The organism is Dinghuibacter sp. (genome assembly GCF_035492835.1).
GTDB lineage: Bacteria > Bacteroidota > Bacteroidia > Chitinophagales > Chitinophagaceae > Dinghuibacter.
In genome coordinates this window covers 1-16387 of the sequence record NZ_DATJIY010000198.1, presented here as the reverse complement: position 1 = coordinate 16387, position 16387 = coordinate 1, and the positions used below count along the sequence as shown (strand labels likewise).

Below are 16387 nucleotides of genomic sequence, written 5' to 3'. Positions count from 1 at the left end.
ATAAAGGCGGGGAGCTGCCGCTCCAGCAAATGGGGGTCCGTCCCCTGCCGCAACAGCAGGTATGTAAAGACACCGTTGCTCGGCCAGGAGTCGGTTGACGTATCCTTGTGCTCCGCCGCCAGCGGCACCACCATGTCGAAGGTCAGGTGCGAATTGGCGGGGACGTCGCGCGCGATACCCGTCACCTTTAGCGACATCCGCTTGTCCATCTCCAGGACCTGCCCTATCGGGTCTTTGTCGCCAAAGTATTTTTTGGCAGTGGTCTCCGTCAGCACCACGCTCTTCGGTTCGCGCAACACCGTGCCCGCATCACCGCGTACGAGAGGGAAGGAGAAAACGCGGAAAAAATCGCTGTCCACCTTATACACCCCGGTTTCGTTGAAAGCCCGGTCGCCGATCGTAAACAGGTCGTTGTCGGGCCGTATACGCACCGCTTTTTCCACCAGGTTCGGGAAGTCGTTCTTTAGCGTGGGCGCGTATGGGTAGGAGACCCACACCGCGTTCTTTTGAACGCCCTCGACCGTAAAACCCCGCCGCAGTCTATAGATACGGTCGGCATTCCTATGGAACCCGTCGGTCGAAAACTCGTTCATGATAAAAACGAAGATCATCAGGCATACCGTGATGCCGATGGTCAGACCGAGGATGTTGATGAGGGAGAAAACCTTGTTCTTAACCAGGTTCCTCCAGGCGATGGTGAAATAGTTGCGGATCATAATGGGGCCTCCGAACGTATTCGGAGTAAAAAGTATGCCCAAACGCAACTAATTGAAAATGAAGGATAAGCCCCAAAAGAGCCGTCCGTTTTCGATACACCGCCCGTCCGCGCCCGCGACAACCGCCTACATCTTCCCCGCGATCTCCGCCGCCACCTCCACCAGCCGCGACGTAAACCCCCATTCATTGTCATACCAGGAAGCCACTGACAGCAACCCGCCTTCCTTCGCCGTGAGCGGCAAATCGATCAGCGACGAATGCGGGTCCGCCACGATCCGGGACGACGCCCACTGACCCTCGAGCACATCCATGACGCCCTGTAGCGGCCCGGATGCCGCCGCCGCACGGAACGCGTCGTTCACTTCCGCGACGGTGCACTCCTTTTGTGTGACGAGGTTGAGCTCCGCGATGCTCCCGGTCCGCGTCGGCACGCGGTATGCCTTCCCCGTTACCTTCAGGTCCTTCCAGATAAAGCTGAGCGCGCGGGCGGCGCCGGAAGAAGACGGGATGATGTTCTCCGCCGCGGCCCACGAATCCCGGAGGTCCTTCATCGGCTGGTCGGTGAGCGACTGTGAATTCGTATAGGAGTGTACGGTGGAAAAAAGCCCGTACTGGATACCGAAGTTTTCGAGGATCACCTTGATGGGCGCGGCCAGGGCGTTGGTGGTGCAGCTCCCCATGCTGATGATATGGTGCTGTGAAGGGTCAAAAACTTCGAGATTGATGCCCTTCAATAACACCGCGTCGCAATCCGCCAACGTCTTTGGCGGCGCGCTCACCAGCACATACTTCGCACCCCGGTCGAGGTGCGCCTGCGCACCCGCGCGTTGTGTCGCCCGGCCGGTGCAGTCCACGACCAGGTCGACGCCGAGCTTGCCCCAGTCGGGCAACCCGCCCGAGACGTTGATATAGGGAATACGACGCCCGCCGATCACCAATGCCCCGTCCGCGCCGGATACCGGCTCGTGCCAGCGCCCGTAATTGGTGTCCACCGCGAAGAGCGCCCCCAGCGTATGTTCATCCTTTATGTCCGAAATAGAAACGGGGACCGTAAGTCCCCTCTGTAAACCGATCCGCAGGAATTGGCGACCGATCCGGCCGAAGCCGTGCAACGCGATATTTTTCACGGTTATAGTGTTTAGGTCTTTAAAGGTAAGCCTAATTCGCGAACGACAGGCGCCACCTTTTCCCCAAACAATCCTATCGAATGCATCTGCTGCGCGTGCGTAATCCCGCCGGAAATCATCTGCGCCAGGTACCGCGTATTCCCGAACAACCCGTGCATATAAATGATCTTCTGGGTCACCTCCTCGGCGCTTCCTACCAACAACGGTCCCTGGGGACTACGCAGCTGGTCGTAGTGATGCCGCGAAAGCGGCTGCCACCCGCGCTCCTTCCCGATCCGGTTCATGAGCGCCGAATACGTCGGCCAGAACTCATCGGCCGCCTGCCCGGAAGAATCCGCGATATACATATGCGCATTCACGGCAAATGGCAAGGCCGCGGGATCATGCCCCGCTTCCCGCGCCGCCTCGCGGTAGAGCGTCACCAGCTGCACGAATTGCCGCGGCATACCCCCCAGGATCGCGATCGTCAGCGGCAAACCCAGCGCCCCCGCGCGGATCACCGACTGCGGGGTGCCGCCGACCGCCACCCAAACGGGCAATAGCGACTGGACCGGGCGCGGATACACCCCCAGATTCGGGATTGGCGCCCGGAACTTACCCTTCCAGGAAACAACCTCTTTCGAGCGCAATAGCAACAGCAGCTCCAGCTTCTCCGCAAACAACGCGTCGTAGTCGTCCAGGTCGTACCCGAAGAGCGGGAACGATTCGATAAAGGACCCGCGTCCCGCCATGATCTCCGCCCGTCCGCCCGACACGAGGTCGAGCGTCGCGAAGTCCTGGAACACCCTAACCGGGTCCGCCGAAGACAGCACCGTCACCGCGCTCGACAACCGCAGCCGCGTGGTCACCGCCGCCATCGCCGCCAACACCATCTCCGGAGCGGAGATGACATAATCCGGCCGGTGGTGCTCCCCCAACGCGAACACGTCCAACCCCAGCGCATCCGCCAGTTTGGCCTCCTCGATCAGCTCCTGCACGCGCTGGCGTCCGTCGGCCTGCGTGGCGATTTCTCCAAAAGTGCTCAGACCTAGTTCCATGTATGCAATGTACGCCCAATTGTCCGTTTCCGTACACCGGACGAACCACAAACGCCCTAAAAACCAATGCGGTACACTCCGGCATCCGATTGGCGGCAAGCAAACCATGTTCCAAAGCTACTTCCTCACGACCCTCCGCAACCTCCGGAAAAACCGACTGTTCACCGCGATCAACGTCATCGGGCTGGCCGTCGGGACGCTCTGTTGTCTGTACATCGTCTCCTACGTGGAAGACCAGTTCAGCTACGACCGGCAGCTGCCGGCAAATACCTATCGTATAAACAGCCGGATGTCGATGTCCGGCGACGCCTTTGTCAACGGCACGGCCTCGCCGCCCATCGGCCCGCAGATGAAGGAGGACTTCCCGGAGGTGGAACAATACACGCGCGTGCTCCAGACAAACCTGTTCGGCGTAAAGGATCACCTGATAAAATACAAAGACCAGGCCCTATACGAAAAAGACCTCGACTATGTGGACTCCACCTTTTTCAACGTGTTCTCCTACCATTTCGTGAGCGGCTCCCCGGACGGCCTTAAGCAGCCTTTTTCCGTCGTCCTCCTGAAATCCACGGCCGACAAGATATTCAAAGGCGAGGACCCCGTCGGCAAAGTGATTACCATCGATAATACCTATGGAAAACAGGATTTCCTCGTCGCCGGTGTCGTCGATGAAAGCCTGGGCAAGTCTCACCTCCACGCCAATATCTTCGTCACCATGAACAGCAATGGGATGGGGAAGTATGTCTATACCGTACAGCGCTGGGGCGGCGAAAATATCGTCGGCACCTACGTCCGGCTAAGGGCCGGTACGAATACGAATCAGCTGGAATCCCGTCTCCAGCCCTGGCTGGAACAACATGGCGGCCAGGAAATGAAACAACTGGGGATGACCAAGCACCTGGTTTTTGAGCCCGTTACGGACATCCATACGACCACCGGCGTCCTACACGAGATGTCGGCGACGACGGGCGCCGTTTTCCTCCGGATACTCCTGGCGATCGCCTTCCTCGTGCAGGGGATCGCGTGTATCAACTTCATGAACCTGTCCACGGCAAGGGCGTCCCGGCGCGCCAAGGAGGTCGGCGTCCGAAAGGTGCTCGGCGCGGGTAGGGGGGACCTGGTCCGGCAGTTCCTCGGCGAGTCGTTCCTGCTGGCCCTGATCGGAACCGTTATGGCGCTGCCGCTCCTGTACCTGGCGCTGCCCTGGCTGAACGACATAACGGGCGCGGACGTCCACCCCAAACCGGACCTCGTTACCGCCGCCATCTTCGCGGCGCTCGTCGCCATCACCGGTCTTGTCTCCGGTAGCTATCCCGCCTTTTACCTGGCGGCCTTCCGCGTCGTCCGCGTCATCAAAGGCAACTTCAGCAGCCACATATCGGCCGCGGGTATCCGCCGCGGGCTGGTGGTCTTCCAGTTCACGCTCTCCATCCTGCTGGTGTCCGGGATCATCGTCATCCGCAGCCAGCTGCGGTACGTACAGCAAAAAGACCTGGGTTTTGACAAGGACCAGCACCTGATATTCTTTTTCCGGAACGCCGAGGCGCGGGCTAAAATGGACGGCTTCATGGACGACCTGCGGCAATTGTCGACGGTCCAGGGTGTCAGCAAATCCACTAACTACCCGAGCCAGCCCGTCGTCAACGACTGGCCCTTCTATCCGCCGGGTAAGGACGTGGCGAGCGCCGTCGACGCGAAATTTTACATCACCGACGAGAACTTCGTAAAGACCGCCGGTATCACGCTGGTGGGCGGCCGCGATTTCCGGCGTACCGACGTGGGCGGCGTTATCATCAACGAGACCATGGCCCGCAAGCTGGGGCTGGACCCCGCCACCGCGGCGGGCGGGCGGCTCGTCCCGCAGAACAACGAACCCATCGACATCGTGGGGGTGATGAAGGACTTTAACTTCGGCTCGCTCCACGAGGACGTGGAACCCTTTATGCTCTGGTGCGGCCCCGATGGCCTTAAGGGCTGGGGCAGCACGCTGTCCGACCTCATCGTACAGGTCCGCACGAGCGACTATGGCGCGCTGTTGGCGCAGATACAGGGTATCTGGAAAAAAGACCTCCCCGGCGAGCCCTTCGACTACCGTTTCCTCAGCGACGACGTCCAGCTCCAATACCAGGCGGACCTTACGCTGGCGGGTATCATCAACACCTTTGCGCTGGTGGCCATATTGATTTCCTGTCTGGGTCTCTTCGGTCTCGCCGCCTTTAGCGCCGAACAACGCAACAAGGAGATCGGCATCCGGAAGGTGCTGGGCGCGAGCGTTATGGGCATCGTCCGGCTGTTGTCCGGGGACTTCATCAAACCCGTCCTGCTGGGCTTTGCGCTGGCCACGCCGCTGGCATGGTGGGCCATGCACCGCTGGCTGGAATCCTACGCATACCGCGTGCCGTTACGATGGTGGATGTTTGCGCTGGCGGGTGGCGTGGCGCTGGCCATCGCGCTCGTCACGGTCAGCCTCCAGGCGTTCAGGGCCGCCCGGGCGAACCCGGTGACGAGCCTGCGGTCGGAGTGAGCGGGCCGGCCCCAGGAGTGAGCGGGCGGCCCCCGGGAATAAGCGCCAGCGCCTTCCGCTCCGCGAGCTGCAACAACGCATCCTCTATTCCCGGCCCGGCGTTCCCCGCCAGGCAAACCACGCCTATGCCGCGTTCCGGCAGCAGGAGACACATGCTGGTGCTGCCAAGCGAACCGCCCCCGTGGAGCACCTCAAGCTCCCCAGTGGCCGAGTGACGAACGTACCAGCATAGCCCGATGTCCGCCCCGTGTTCGCCCGTTTGACGGAAGGTAACGGTCTCGCACAACCGCACCGCGGGGTCTAATTTGTCAAGGCACAGCCGCAGATACAGCGCCATGTCCGCCGCGGTGGATTTGATCGAGCCCGCCGCCGGCAGCTCGTCCCAGAAATGCATATACGGCATCGGCCGCTCATTCTCGTCATACTGCCCGGCGCCCGCGACCGAGTCCGGCACGTCGAGCCCGGTATGATGCATATGCAACGGCTCCGTGATGTATTTTTTCAGCAATTGCGCGTAGGTGCGGTGATACACTTTTTCCAGGACCAACCCCAGCAATTGTATACCCGCGTTGGAATACTCGTATCGCGTACCCGGAAGCGTGTCCGGGTGGAACTGTCGAAGGGCCGCCAAAAATGCCGCCGGAGTAATCACCGGGTACGATGCCGCGTCCGCGGGCGTGCGTAAAGCCGACCGGTCGAGCGGTGGCAGGAACTTGGGCAATCCTGCCGTATGGTTCGCGAGCTGCAGCAGCGTGACGCCCGCCAGACCTGGAAAAGACCCGTGCAGATACGAGGTAACCGGGTCGGACAACCGCAATTTGCCATCGATCACCGCCCGGGCGAGCAAATAGGCCGTAAACGTCTTGGTGATCGAGGCAATCTCGTACGGCGTATTCCCATCGGGCACGACGTCGCTGACCGCGACAATACCGCCAAAGCCCGCCGTGGAAATGTGACCCCTATCGTAGATACCCACGACGAGGTTGACCAGCCGGAGACGCTTCAGCGTGGAATCGGCCGGGCCCTGCGCCGCGGCCGGCTGCCAGCACAGCAGCCAGAGCAACGGCGGCCAGCACATCAGCCGCCATGGAAGGATGCGCTTCATCCCTTCAAATATACGCCTTTAGCGTACCGCAACGCGCCTCTAGCGCACCGCCGTCGTATCCGAAGCGCTTTCCACGCGACGCCCGTGCATCGTCCGCGACTTGACCTCGAATTTATCCAGTATGCTCTTGTCGATCAGCAACCGCGCATCCATCCCGTTGGGCTGAACGAAATAGGCGTTGCCCTCGTACATCACCTTCCCGGTACCGTTGATCCAGGGTTGGGTGAAGATGGTATAGACGTTGTTATAGTTGGGGACGGCGAAAGGAAGGTATTGACCGGCGCCGTTTTCAAAGGAAACGTTGATCGCCGCCGTATAAAAACCGGTGCAAACGCCCGGCGTACCCTTTTTCAGCTTGATGATGTTGACATATTTCCCGTTGACCAGCTTGATCTTCCCATCGGTCACCTTGGCGTCCCGGGACGCGACTTCCCGGCGCAATTCCACGTTACGGTCTATATAGAACTGGAGCTTTTCGGGAGCGATATGGTTTTTTTCGAGACGGGCCCGGACGTCGGAGGTAAAATAGGATTTGTGGGCGGCGCAGGAGCAGAACAAAGTGATCGAGACCAATACTGCACATGTCAAACGGTTCATAGTAGGGTTTTGAGTTATTTAGAGTGTATAAAACGCCAAACGTTTAATTTTAGCGTAAATTCCGAAAGAAAACCCATTTTCGTGACGTCAATCCTAGAGGTCCGCAAGCTAAGAAAAACCTATCGGAGCGCGGGCAAGACCCTGACCGTTTTAGAGGACATTAACTTTTCGTTCGACGCGGGCTCTACAAATGCCATCATAGGCCCGTCCGGCAGCGGCAAAACGACCCTGCTGGGCATTTGCGCCGGCCTGGACCGGCCGACGTCGGGGGACGTTATCCTGGCCGGCGAACACCTGAACGTCCGGAGCGAAGACGAGCTGGCCGCCATCAGGAACCGCTCGGTGGGTTTTATCTTCCAGAATTTCCAGCTCATGCCCAGCCTCACTGCCTTGGAGAACGTCATGGTACCCTTGGAGTTGCGTAAGGAGCGCGACGCCCGGCCCCGGTCCATGGAGCTCCTCGACCGGGTGGGCCTGGCGGACCGGTCCCACCATTACCCCGTCCAGTTGTCGGGCGGGGAGCAGCAACGGGTGGCGCTGGCGCGCGCCTTTTCCAACCAACCCAGCATCCTCTTCGCCGACGAGCCCACCGGCAACCTCGACGCGGAGACCAGCGAACGGGTGGTACAACTGCTGTTTGGCCTCAATAAAGAAATCGGGACCACGCTCGTGCTCGTGACCCACAATCCAGACCTGGCCGCGCAAACGCAAAGGACCATCCGGATCAAGGGAGGGCAGCTGGTATGAGCCTCCCCTGGATTTTCCGTATGGCCTACCGGGACAGCCGTCGGAACCGCTCCCGGCTGCTCTTGTTCATGGGCTCGATCACCGCGGGTATCGCTGCTCTGGTGGCTATTTATTCCTTTGGATACGACCTCCAGCGGAACGTCGACGACCAGGCGGCCTCGCTGATCGGCGCTGACCTCCAGCTGGCCACCAACCACAAACCGGGTAAGGCCGGACAGGAATTCCTCGATTCCCTGCAGAAAACCGCCAACCGTTCCGAGGAGGAGCAGTTTGGCTCGATGGCGCTCTTTACCCGCACGGGCGACACGCGTTTCACCCAGATCCGCGCCCTTCACGGGGCCTATCCATACTATGGAGACCTGGAGACAACGCCCGCCGGCGCCGCGCCAAAATTCCAAACGGACCACGCGGCCCTGGTCGAGAAGTCGCTCATGATCCAATACCACGCTCACGTGGGCGACTCCGTACAAGTCGGTAACCGCCGCTTCCGCATCGCGGGTTCTCTCGACAACTATCCCGGCGGGAACGGCTTTTCCGCGACCATGGCCCCCGTCGTCATGATACCGCTCGACGACATGGCGTCCACCGGTCTCGAACAGGTAGGTAGCCGTACCCGTTACCTGTACTATTTCCAGCTCCACACCGACGCCGACGCGCTCGTCAAGGCCTCCCAGCCGACGCTCGAGCAGACCGGGCTTGACGCGACCACCATCAGCGACAAAAAGGAAAGCACCGGCCGCATCTTCGCCGACCTGAGCCGTTTCATGTCGCTGGTCGCCTTCCTGGCCCTGCTGCTGGGCTGTATAGGCGTCGCCAGCGCCATCCAGATCTATATCCGGGAGAAAACGGCCACCATTGCCGTCATGCGCTGTCTCGGCGTCACTATCCGGCAGTCCTTCCAGGTCTATCTCATACAGGTCGCGGGCATCGGCCTCCTGGGCGCCATGCTCGGCGCGCTCGCCGGCATCGGCATCCAGCAACTCCTGCCCCGCGTCCTGAAGGACGTCCTCCCGCTCACCATCCACACCGCCCTGTCGTGGGCGGCGATAGGGCAGGGGCTCGCCCTCGGCCTCGTCATGGCCCTCGTCTTTGGCCTGCTCCCGCTGCTCTCCATCCGGCGTATCACGCCGCTCTATACCCTCCGCTCATCTTATGAATCCGGCCCGCGTGTGCGGGATCCCTGGCGTTGGCTGGTGTACGGGCTGGTGCTGCTGTTCGTCGCGGGCTTTACGTTTATACAACTCCGTGAGTTGGGACCCACGCTGTCCTTTACCGTCGGGCTCATCGTCGCCTTCGGCCTGCTGACGCTCGTGGCCAGGCTGCTGATGACGGTACTCAAGCGCGTCACCCGGACCTCCTGGAGCTTCGCGGTCCGACAGGGTTTTGCCAACCTCTACCGGCCCAACAACCAGACCCTCATCCTCGTCGTCTCCATCGGTCTCAGCACCGCCCTCGTTTGCTCGCTCTTGTTTATCCAGCAGGTCATCGTCCACCAGCTCGTCCTGTCCAGCAGCAAAAGCCAGGCGAACATGATCCTTTTCGACATCCAGGCCAGACAACAGGCCTCCCTCGACTCCCTGATCCGCGCGCAAGGCCTCCCCATCGTCGAGAAGGTGCCCATCGTCACCGTCCGGTTCACCTCGGTCAACGGCGACGCCTACCCGGACAACCCCCACCTCCAGCACGCCTTTGGCGAAGAGCTCCGCGTGACCTACCGCGACCACCTCACCAATACCGAGACCGTCACCGCCGGGCGCTGGACCGGTCAGGCGGCCGCGGTCCCGGCGGTTTCCTTTGACGACCGCTGGGCGAAAAACCTGGGTCTGCAGCTGGGCGACACCGTTGTCTTCAACGTCCAGGGCGCCCCCGTCAAATGCATCATAGGCAGCCTCCGCAAGGTGGAATGGAACCGCATGCAGACGAACTTCCGCGTCGTCTTTCCCACCGGCGTCCTGGAGCAGGCGCCCCAGTTCCACGTCGTGCTGACCCGCACCCCATCCGCCGCGGTCGCCGCCCGCGCCCGCGAGGCCATCGTCCGACGGTTCCCGACGGTTTCCGTCATCGACCTCAGCCTCATCCTCTCGGTCCTCGACGAGCTGCTCGACAAGATCAACTACGTCATCAGTTTCATGGCGGCCTTTAGCATGGTCACCGGTCTCATCGTCCTCATCGCGTCCGTCCGCAACAGCAAGTACCAACGCATCCAGGAAAGCGTCCTCCTCCGCACCCTCGGCGCCGGACGCCGCCTTGTGTTCAGCATCAACGCCCTCGAATACTTTTTCCTGGGTCTCCTGTCCGGGCTCACCGGTATCCTACTGGCGTTGGCCGCCAGCTGGCTCCAGGCCCGGTTTTTGTTCAAGCTAACCTTTGCGATCGGGTACTGGCAGCCCCTGGCCCTGTTGGGGCTGGTGTGCCTCCTGACGATGGGCATCGGTCTCTTTAACAGCCGTGGCGTCCTCAACCGGTCCACCCTCGAAGTCTTACGTAACGAAGTATAATGCCCATGCACGCCCCTCAACGATATATCCCCCGCCGCCGCGCAGCCCTCCTGGTCCTGCTGATGGCCGTCCTGCTCATCGCCCTCGGTCTCTTGCTCTCCCGGTGCGGCCAGGCGACGCACAACGGCGCCGCCGACTCCACCGCCGTCGCTGCGACCCCGAAACCCGCCCCTGGGACCGGTAAGACCATCCTCTTCTTCGGCAACAGCCTCACCGCCGGCTATGGCCTCCCCTCGGAACAAGACGCGTTCCCATCGCTGATACAGGCCAGGATCGATTCCCTCCGCCTGCCCTACACCGCGGTCAACGCCGGCAACAGCGGTGAAACCTCCGCTGGCGGCCTGGACCGCATCGGCTGGGTCCTCAAACAACCCGTCGACATTTTCGTCCTGGAGCTCGGCGCCAACGACGGCCTCCGCGGCCTCCCCCTGGACGCCACCCGGTCCAACCTCCAGGCCATCCTGGATTCCGTCCACACCCGCTACCCCAACGCCAAGCTCCTCCTGCTTGGCATGCAGGTCCCCCCGAACCTAGGCCAGGCCTACACGTCGACCTTCAAGGAGATATACCCCGCGCTCGCGCAAAAAAACAACGCCACCCTCGTGCCTTTCCTGTTGCAAGGCGTAGGCGGCGTCCCATCCCTCAACCAGGGAGATGGTATCCATCCCAATGTAACCGGCGAAAAGATAGTCGCGGAAAATGTGTGGGCTGTCCTGAAGGGAATGCTCTAGCGCCGCGCCTCCTGCAGGAACTGCGTCGGCGTCTTCCCGAATTCTTTTTTAAATGCCTTCGTAAAATACGACTGGCTTTGTATCCCGACCCGGTACATGACCTCCGTGAACGGCACGTCCTCGTGCAGCAGGATGTGCACCGCGCGCTTCAACCGGGCGGTCCGCACGAACTCGCCGATCGACTGGCCGGTGACCTGCCGGATCTTCTGGTATAGGCGGGTGCGGCTCATACCGAGCTGGCCGCACAAGTAATCTACGTCGAGCTCCGGATTCACCATTTGCGCCTCCACGGTCTCGAGCAGCGCGTCCATAAAGGCTTTGTCCTTTTGGGAGTGCACCAGCTCCCGCGCCTGTACCTGGTAGTCCCGCTGGTATCTCTCCCGGAGCCGCTGTTGCCGGTGAAAAACGTTCCGGACCGTCGCCAGGAGCACGTCCATGCTCAGCGGTTTGGTGAAATAGTGATCGGCCCCGCTCTCCACCCCTTCGAGCTGCGCGTCGTTTTTGGCGGTCAGCATCAGGAAGGGGATGTGACTCGTCGTCAAGTCCTGTTTTACCAACCGGCACAACGTCACGCCATCCATGCGCGGCATCATCACGTCGCTCACGATCAGGTCCGGCGGCGACGATTGTATCGACGCCCAGCCGTCCTCTCCATCCACCGCCGTGGTCACGCGATAGGACGGCTGGAAGGTATCCGCCAGGAATTCGCGCAGCTCCGCGTTGTCTTCGACGATAAGGATCAGGGGCGCCTCGGAAACCGCCTCACGGGAGAACGCCGCCTCGTCCAGCCGCGGCGGGCCGGGCTCCTCCGGGACCTCCGCGCGTATGCTTTCGAGCTGCACGCGTCCCGCTGCACCGGCGACCCAGCGCTCCGCGGCGGTATAGTCTTCTTCCCCGCAAGGGATCCCCACGATGATCTCCGTCCCGCGGTACCGCTCGCTGTACACAAAAATATCCCCCTTGTGCAGCTGCGTCAGGCTCCGCACAAAGGCCAATCCCACACCCGATCCGAGGTGCGACTCCGAAATGCGGTAATACCGCTCGAAGAGGTGCTGGATCGACTCCCGTGAAATGCCGATCCCCGTGTCGGCAACCCGGAGGTAACAATACCGTTTGCCCCGGTATTCGTTTTTCACCAACAGCTCGTTGGCAAACGACGGCGCAAACCCTTCCAAGGAAGTCAGCGCCTGCAAAACGACCGCTCCACCCGCGTCGGTGTACTTGAACGCGTTATGCAAAAGGTTCAAAACGATCTTCTCCAACACTTGCCGGTCGAACCAGGCCGCCGCCGGCGCACCCGGAGAGAAGCCCGTGGTGTCTACGCTGAACCGTATATTTTTCTCCCCCGCCCAATCCCGGAACTCCCCCGCGATCTCCTCCAGAAAAAGGTCCATCCTCCCCGGCATCACGTGCAGCGTCAGCGTGCCCGTCTCCAGCTTACGGAAGTCCATCAGCTCGTTGATTAGCCCCATCAGCCGTCCCGCGTTCCGCCGGATCGAGGCATAGTAGTGACGCAGGGTGGGGGAGGCGTCGGTTTTGAAGAGCTTCTCGACCTGACCGAGGATCAACGTCAGGGGCGTACGCAGCTCGTGCGAAATATTGGTAAAGAACTGCAGCTGCACCTGGTGGATCTCTTCCCGTTTGCGCTCCTCCATCCGCTCCAGCTCCAGGTTGCGTTTGAAGCGATAGAATCCATAGGCGCCCCCGGCTACCGCCAGCAGTACCAGCGAGCCGAACCAGACCGTTTTCCAGAAAGGCGGCGCGATCACGATCAGCAGCCGCGCCCCTTGCTCGTTCCAGACGCCGTCGTTGTTGGACGCTTTCACCCGGAAGGTGTAGGTTCCCGGGTCCAGGTTGGTATAGCCAGCCTTGTGCTCGCCCCCGATGTAGTGCCAGTCGTGGTCGAACCCCTCCAGCATATAGGCGTACTGGTTGTTTTCCGGCGCCGAATAGTTGAGCGCCGTAAACGTAAACGAAAACGTCGACTGCCGGTACGTCAGCCGCAGCGTGTCCCGCACCCCGACCGGTTTGCCTGATACCTGGAACCCCGTGATATAGACCGGCGGAATGTAAGGATTCCTTTGTATATCCCGCGGGAAAAACGCATTAAACCCGTTCGTTCCCCCAAACAGCATCTCGCCGGCCCTTGTCTGTAGATAGGCGCCGGCCTCAAACTCCTCCCCCCGCTGGTAAGACATAACGTCATAGGTATCCGGGTTGAACCAGGTCAGTCCACCCCCGGTGGATATCCAGAAGTTGCCGAGCCCATCCTCCGTGATCCCCTTTATGAACTCGTGGGAAAGCCCGCCCTTGTCCGTATAACAGGTAAACGTATCCCGCACCGGGTCGTACAAAAAAAGACCCGCCTGTCCGATCCACAACCGCCCCCGGTGATCCGTAAAGATCACGCGGATGTCCGGCGCCTTCCCTTCGTGCGTAAAATAGTGCGACCACCGCCCCGTCCTCAGGTCGCAACGGTTCAGCCCGCCGTCATCCGTACCCGCCCAGACGTTGCCCTGCGCATCCTCCCCCAGCGACACGATGTTGTTGCCATATACCTGGGTTTCTCCCGTCGCGTCGCCAGGGACCCGCTGGAATGTCCCGGTCGCCGGGTCCATCAGGTCCAGCCCCCCGAAATACGTAGCCACCCACAACCGCCCCTTCCTGTCCTCGAACGTCTGCTGTACATAGTTCGAGCTGATCGAGCTGGTGTCGCCGGCCCGGTGCACATACCGCGTAAACGTCCCGGTCTCCGGGTGAAACCAGTCCAGGCCCCCTTCCCACGTCGACACCCAACACCGCCCATGGCGGTCCTCCCGGATATCGAGGACCGCGTCGGAGCTCAGACCCGCGCTTTTATACGGATCATACCGATACGCCTCCCACCGGTCGGTCCGCGGGTCCCAACGATTGAGACCGCCGCCGTCGGTACCTATCCATATGTTGCCCCGCGCGTCCTCGTAGAACGCGCGCACGTCCTTATTCGTGAGCCCGGCGCCGCTCCTCCGGAATTTCGTCGCGCCGGGCATATACAGGTCCAGCCCCCCGCGATGCGTTCCCACCCAAAGGTTCCCCTGGTTATCCTCGAAGAGCGCCGAGACAGTCCTTTGCGACAGGCTCGTCGGATCGAGCGGGTCGTTTTGATAATGAAAAAACTTCTCCCGCGACGCCTCGAACAAATTGAGCCCCCCATTGATACAACCGACCCATAGCCGCCCCTCGCGATCGACCAGCACGCTCCGGATCATATTCCCCCCCAGGCTCGACGGGTCCTTGTCCACATGCCGGTAGGCGTGCACGCCGGGATTAGGGCCCCCGTGGTACACCCACAAACCATCCCCCTCCGTCCCCAGCCACAGGTCCCCCGATGGGTCCGCCCTGATCGACGTCACCGGTGGGATAGCCGCCACCGGCTCGGCAGCCCCCCAGCGCAGCAACCCCTTTTCACAACCGATCCATAACTCTCCGTCACCGCCCGCCAATAGTGCATACACGTGCGTCCCCGCCAGCCCCGCCGGCGAAAAGCCGCCCGCGCCGCCCGTCGCGCCCGCCCCTCGCGTCCCCGCCATGCGGTAAAGCCCCCCTTCGGTCCCCGCCCACACCGCGCCGCGCGCATCCACGCACACCGCGTTCACCGCCCCGATGGCATACCGCCGGAACGCCCCCCCGTCAAAACAATTCAAGCCATTGGAGGTCCCGACCCACAGCCGGTGCGCCCCGTCTTCCGCGATGCTGCGCACATAATCGTCGCTCAGGGACAACGTATCCCCGCCCCGGTTCCGGTACACAGTCATCTCACTGCCGTCATACCGGTCCAGACCGTCCCGGGTCCCGATCCAGATAAACCCGCGGCTATCCTGGAAAATGCATTCGATGGTGCTGTTGGAAAGTCCCTGTTCGTATCCGATGTGACGGAAGGGCAGGCTGGGCGCCTGGCCCAGGCAAACGGCCGGCAGCAGCATACACGCAAGCACACGACTCCACATGCGCTAAAAATAACGTTTTTGACCCGCCACCGTGCCAAAATGTACACCTGAACAACAAAAATGGACGTCCGGGCAAAACCTCCCCGTCCCTTTGCCGTACTTTCAACTCATGATTCGGTTAGCGGCTGCTTGTATTATTATATGTCTGGTTTGCGGGTGCTCAAAGTCGGGCGGGTCTTCGAACGGAAAAACGAACCCCACCGACACCGCCTTTTCCGGCGGCGGCGACGTCAGCTGGGTGACCCAGATGGAATCGCAGAACCTCTTGTTCTATAATACCCAGGGGGTCCAACAGGACCTCTTCGCCCTGCTCAAGGGATTGGGGATGAATGCCATCCGGCTTAGGGTATGGGTAAACCCCGCCGATGGCTGGTGCGGCACCGCCGACCTCCTGGCCAAGGCGCGCCGCGCGACGGCCGCAGGCATGAGGGTCCTGATCGACTTCCACTACAGCGACACCTGGGCCGACCCGGGTCACCAGGCCAAACCCGCCGCCTGGGCAAGCCTCGCCACCGCCGACCTGATCGATACCCTGGGCAGCTATACCCGTCACGTCCTCGATACCCTGAAAGCCGCCGGTATCACCCCCGACTGGGTGCAGGTCGGCAACGAAGTCTCCAACGGCATGCTCTGGCCGGACGGCGAAGCCTCCCTCAACATGAACAATTTCGCCGCCATGGTCACCTCGGGGTACAACGCCGTTAAGGCCGTTTTCCCCGGTTGCAAGGTCATCGTCCACATGGCCAACGGTTACGACAACGCTACCTATCGCTGGTTGTTTGACGGTCTCAAGACCGGTGGCGCTTCCTGGGACGTCATCGGCATGTCGCTGTACCCCTCCACCTCCAACTATCCGACCCTGGACAGCCAGTGCGTCGCCAACATGCGCGACATGGCCACCCGGTATGGCAAAGAGATCATGATATGCGAAGTAGGGATGGAAGAGGACGCCCCGGGGTCCACCGAAGCCTTTTTAAGGGACATCATCGCCAGGACAAAATCGGTGTCCGGCGGACTCGGCGTTTTCTACTGGGAACCGGAGTGCTATAACAACTTCCAGGGCTATGGACTCGGCGCCTTTGGCAATAACGGTCAGCCGACCGCCGCGCTGAACGCCTTTCAACAATAAACCTTCGCCTTTCAGTCATAAACCTTCAAGGATCGGTCAGCCCGCCGCTTTCCCTTCCGACTCCGACGGGACGCCGGAACCAGCATCGCGGGTGGGGGCCGCCGGGCCCCCCGACCGAGACTTTCTTTGCGCTTCTCTGCGCGCCGGTGTACCTTTGCCGCGCAATACCTATAACCATGAGAACCGAGC

11 protein-coding genes are annotated in these 16387 nt (G+C 61.3%); 5 read left to right on the top strand and 6 right to left on the bottom strand.

Annotation, left to right across the window (positions count from 1 at the left end):
- The 3 genes from VL547_RS18810 to VL547_RS18800 form a co-directional block, all read right to left on the bottom strand.
- A partial coding sequence (locus tag VL547_RS18810) for an ABC transporter permease (protein WP_325580788.1) occupies positions 1 to 716 on the bottom strand: 716 nt, incomplete at its 3' end.
- 126 nt (positions 717 to 842) lie between these two features.
- Positions 843 to 1844 (bottom strand): type I glyceraldehyde-3-phosphate dehydrogenase, encoded by a 1002-nt coding sequence (locus VL547_RS18805; protein ID WP_325580786.1) that lies wholly within the window; start codon positions 1842 to 1844, stop codon positions 843 to 845.
- 11 nt (positions 1845 to 1855) lie between these two features.
- Positions 1856 to 2881: an LLM class flavin-dependent oxidoreductase gene (locus VL547_RS18800; protein ID WP_325580781.1), complete on the bottom strand. Its 1026-nt coding sequence runs from the start codon at positions 2879 to 2881 to the stop codon at positions 1856 to 1858.
- Between the two features lie 106 nt (positions 2882 to 2987).
- Between VL547_RS18800 and VL547_RS18795 the strand changes: the two genes are divergently transcribed.
- Positions 2988 to 5405 carry an ABC transporter permease gene (locus VL547_RS18795; RefSeq protein WP_325580779.1) on the top strand — a complete coding sequence of 806 codons (2418 nt, stop codon included), beginning with the start codon at positions 2988 to 2990 and terminating at the stop codon, positions 5403 to 5405.
- Here VL547_RS18795 and VL547_RS18790 read toward each other — a convergent pair.
- Positions 5359 to 6510 carry a serine hydrolase domain-containing protein gene (locus VL547_RS18790; protein ID WP_325580777.1) on the bottom strand — a complete coding sequence of 384 codons (1152 nt, stop codon included), beginning with the start codon at positions 6508 to 6510 and terminating at the stop codon, positions 5359 to 5361. The two genes, VL547_RS18795 and VL547_RS18790, sit on opposite strands and share 47 nt — an antisense overlap.
- A gap of 39 nt (positions 6511 to 6549) precedes the next feature.
- A complete protein-coding gene (locus tag VL547_RS18785; RefSeq protein ID WP_325580775.1) occupies positions 6550 to 7107 on the bottom strand; it encodes a hypothetical protein in 558 nt (185 codons plus the stop codon).
- Positions 7108 to 7188: 81 nt separating this feature from the next.
- Between VL547_RS18785 and VL547_RS18780 the strand changes: the two genes are divergently transcribed.
- Genes VL547_RS18780 through VL547_RS18770 form a run of 3 tightly spaced genes read left to right on the top strand, consistent with a single transcriptional unit; the run spans position 7189 to position 11083 of the window.
- Positions 7189 to 7854, top strand: a complete 666-nt coding sequence (locus VL547_RS18780; protein WP_325580773.1) for an ABC transporter ATP-binding protein — start codon at positions 7189 to 7191, stop codon at positions 7852 to 7854.
- Entirely contained in the window at positions 7851 to 10352 is a 2502-nt protein-coding gene (locus VL547_RS18775) for an ABC transporter permease (RefSeq protein ID WP_325580771.1), read from the top strand. Before VL547_RS18780 ends, VL547_RS18775 begins: the two co-directional genes overlap by 4 nt.
- Positions 10352 to 11083: an arylesterase gene (locus VL547_RS18770; RefSeq protein ID WP_325580769.1), complete on the top strand. Its 732-nt coding sequence runs from the start codon at positions 10352 to 10354 to the stop codon at positions 11081 to 11083. The genes VL547_RS18775 and VL547_RS18770 overlap by 1 nt, the downstream gene beginning before the upstream one ends.
- Here the strand turns inward: VL547_RS18770 and VL547_RS18765 are convergent.
- Entirely contained in the window at positions 11080 to 15069 is a 3990-nt protein-coding gene (locus VL547_RS18765; RefSeq protein ID WP_325580767.1) for a hybrid sensor histidine kinase/response regulator transcription factor, read from the bottom strand. The genes VL547_RS18770 and VL547_RS18765 overlap by 4 nt on opposite strands.
- A 109-nt stretch (positions 15070 to 15178) precedes the next feature.
- Here VL547_RS18765 and VL547_RS18760 point away from each other — a divergent pair, with 109 nt between their 5' ends.
- The gene (locus VL547_RS18760; RefSeq protein WP_325580765.1) at positions 15179 to 16198 is read left to right on the top strand and encodes a glycoside hydrolase family 53 protein; all 1020 of its coding nucleotides are present in this window, start codon (positions 15179 to 15181) and stop codon (positions 16196 to 16198) included.
- Positions 16199 to 16387: the final 189 nt, after the last annotated feature.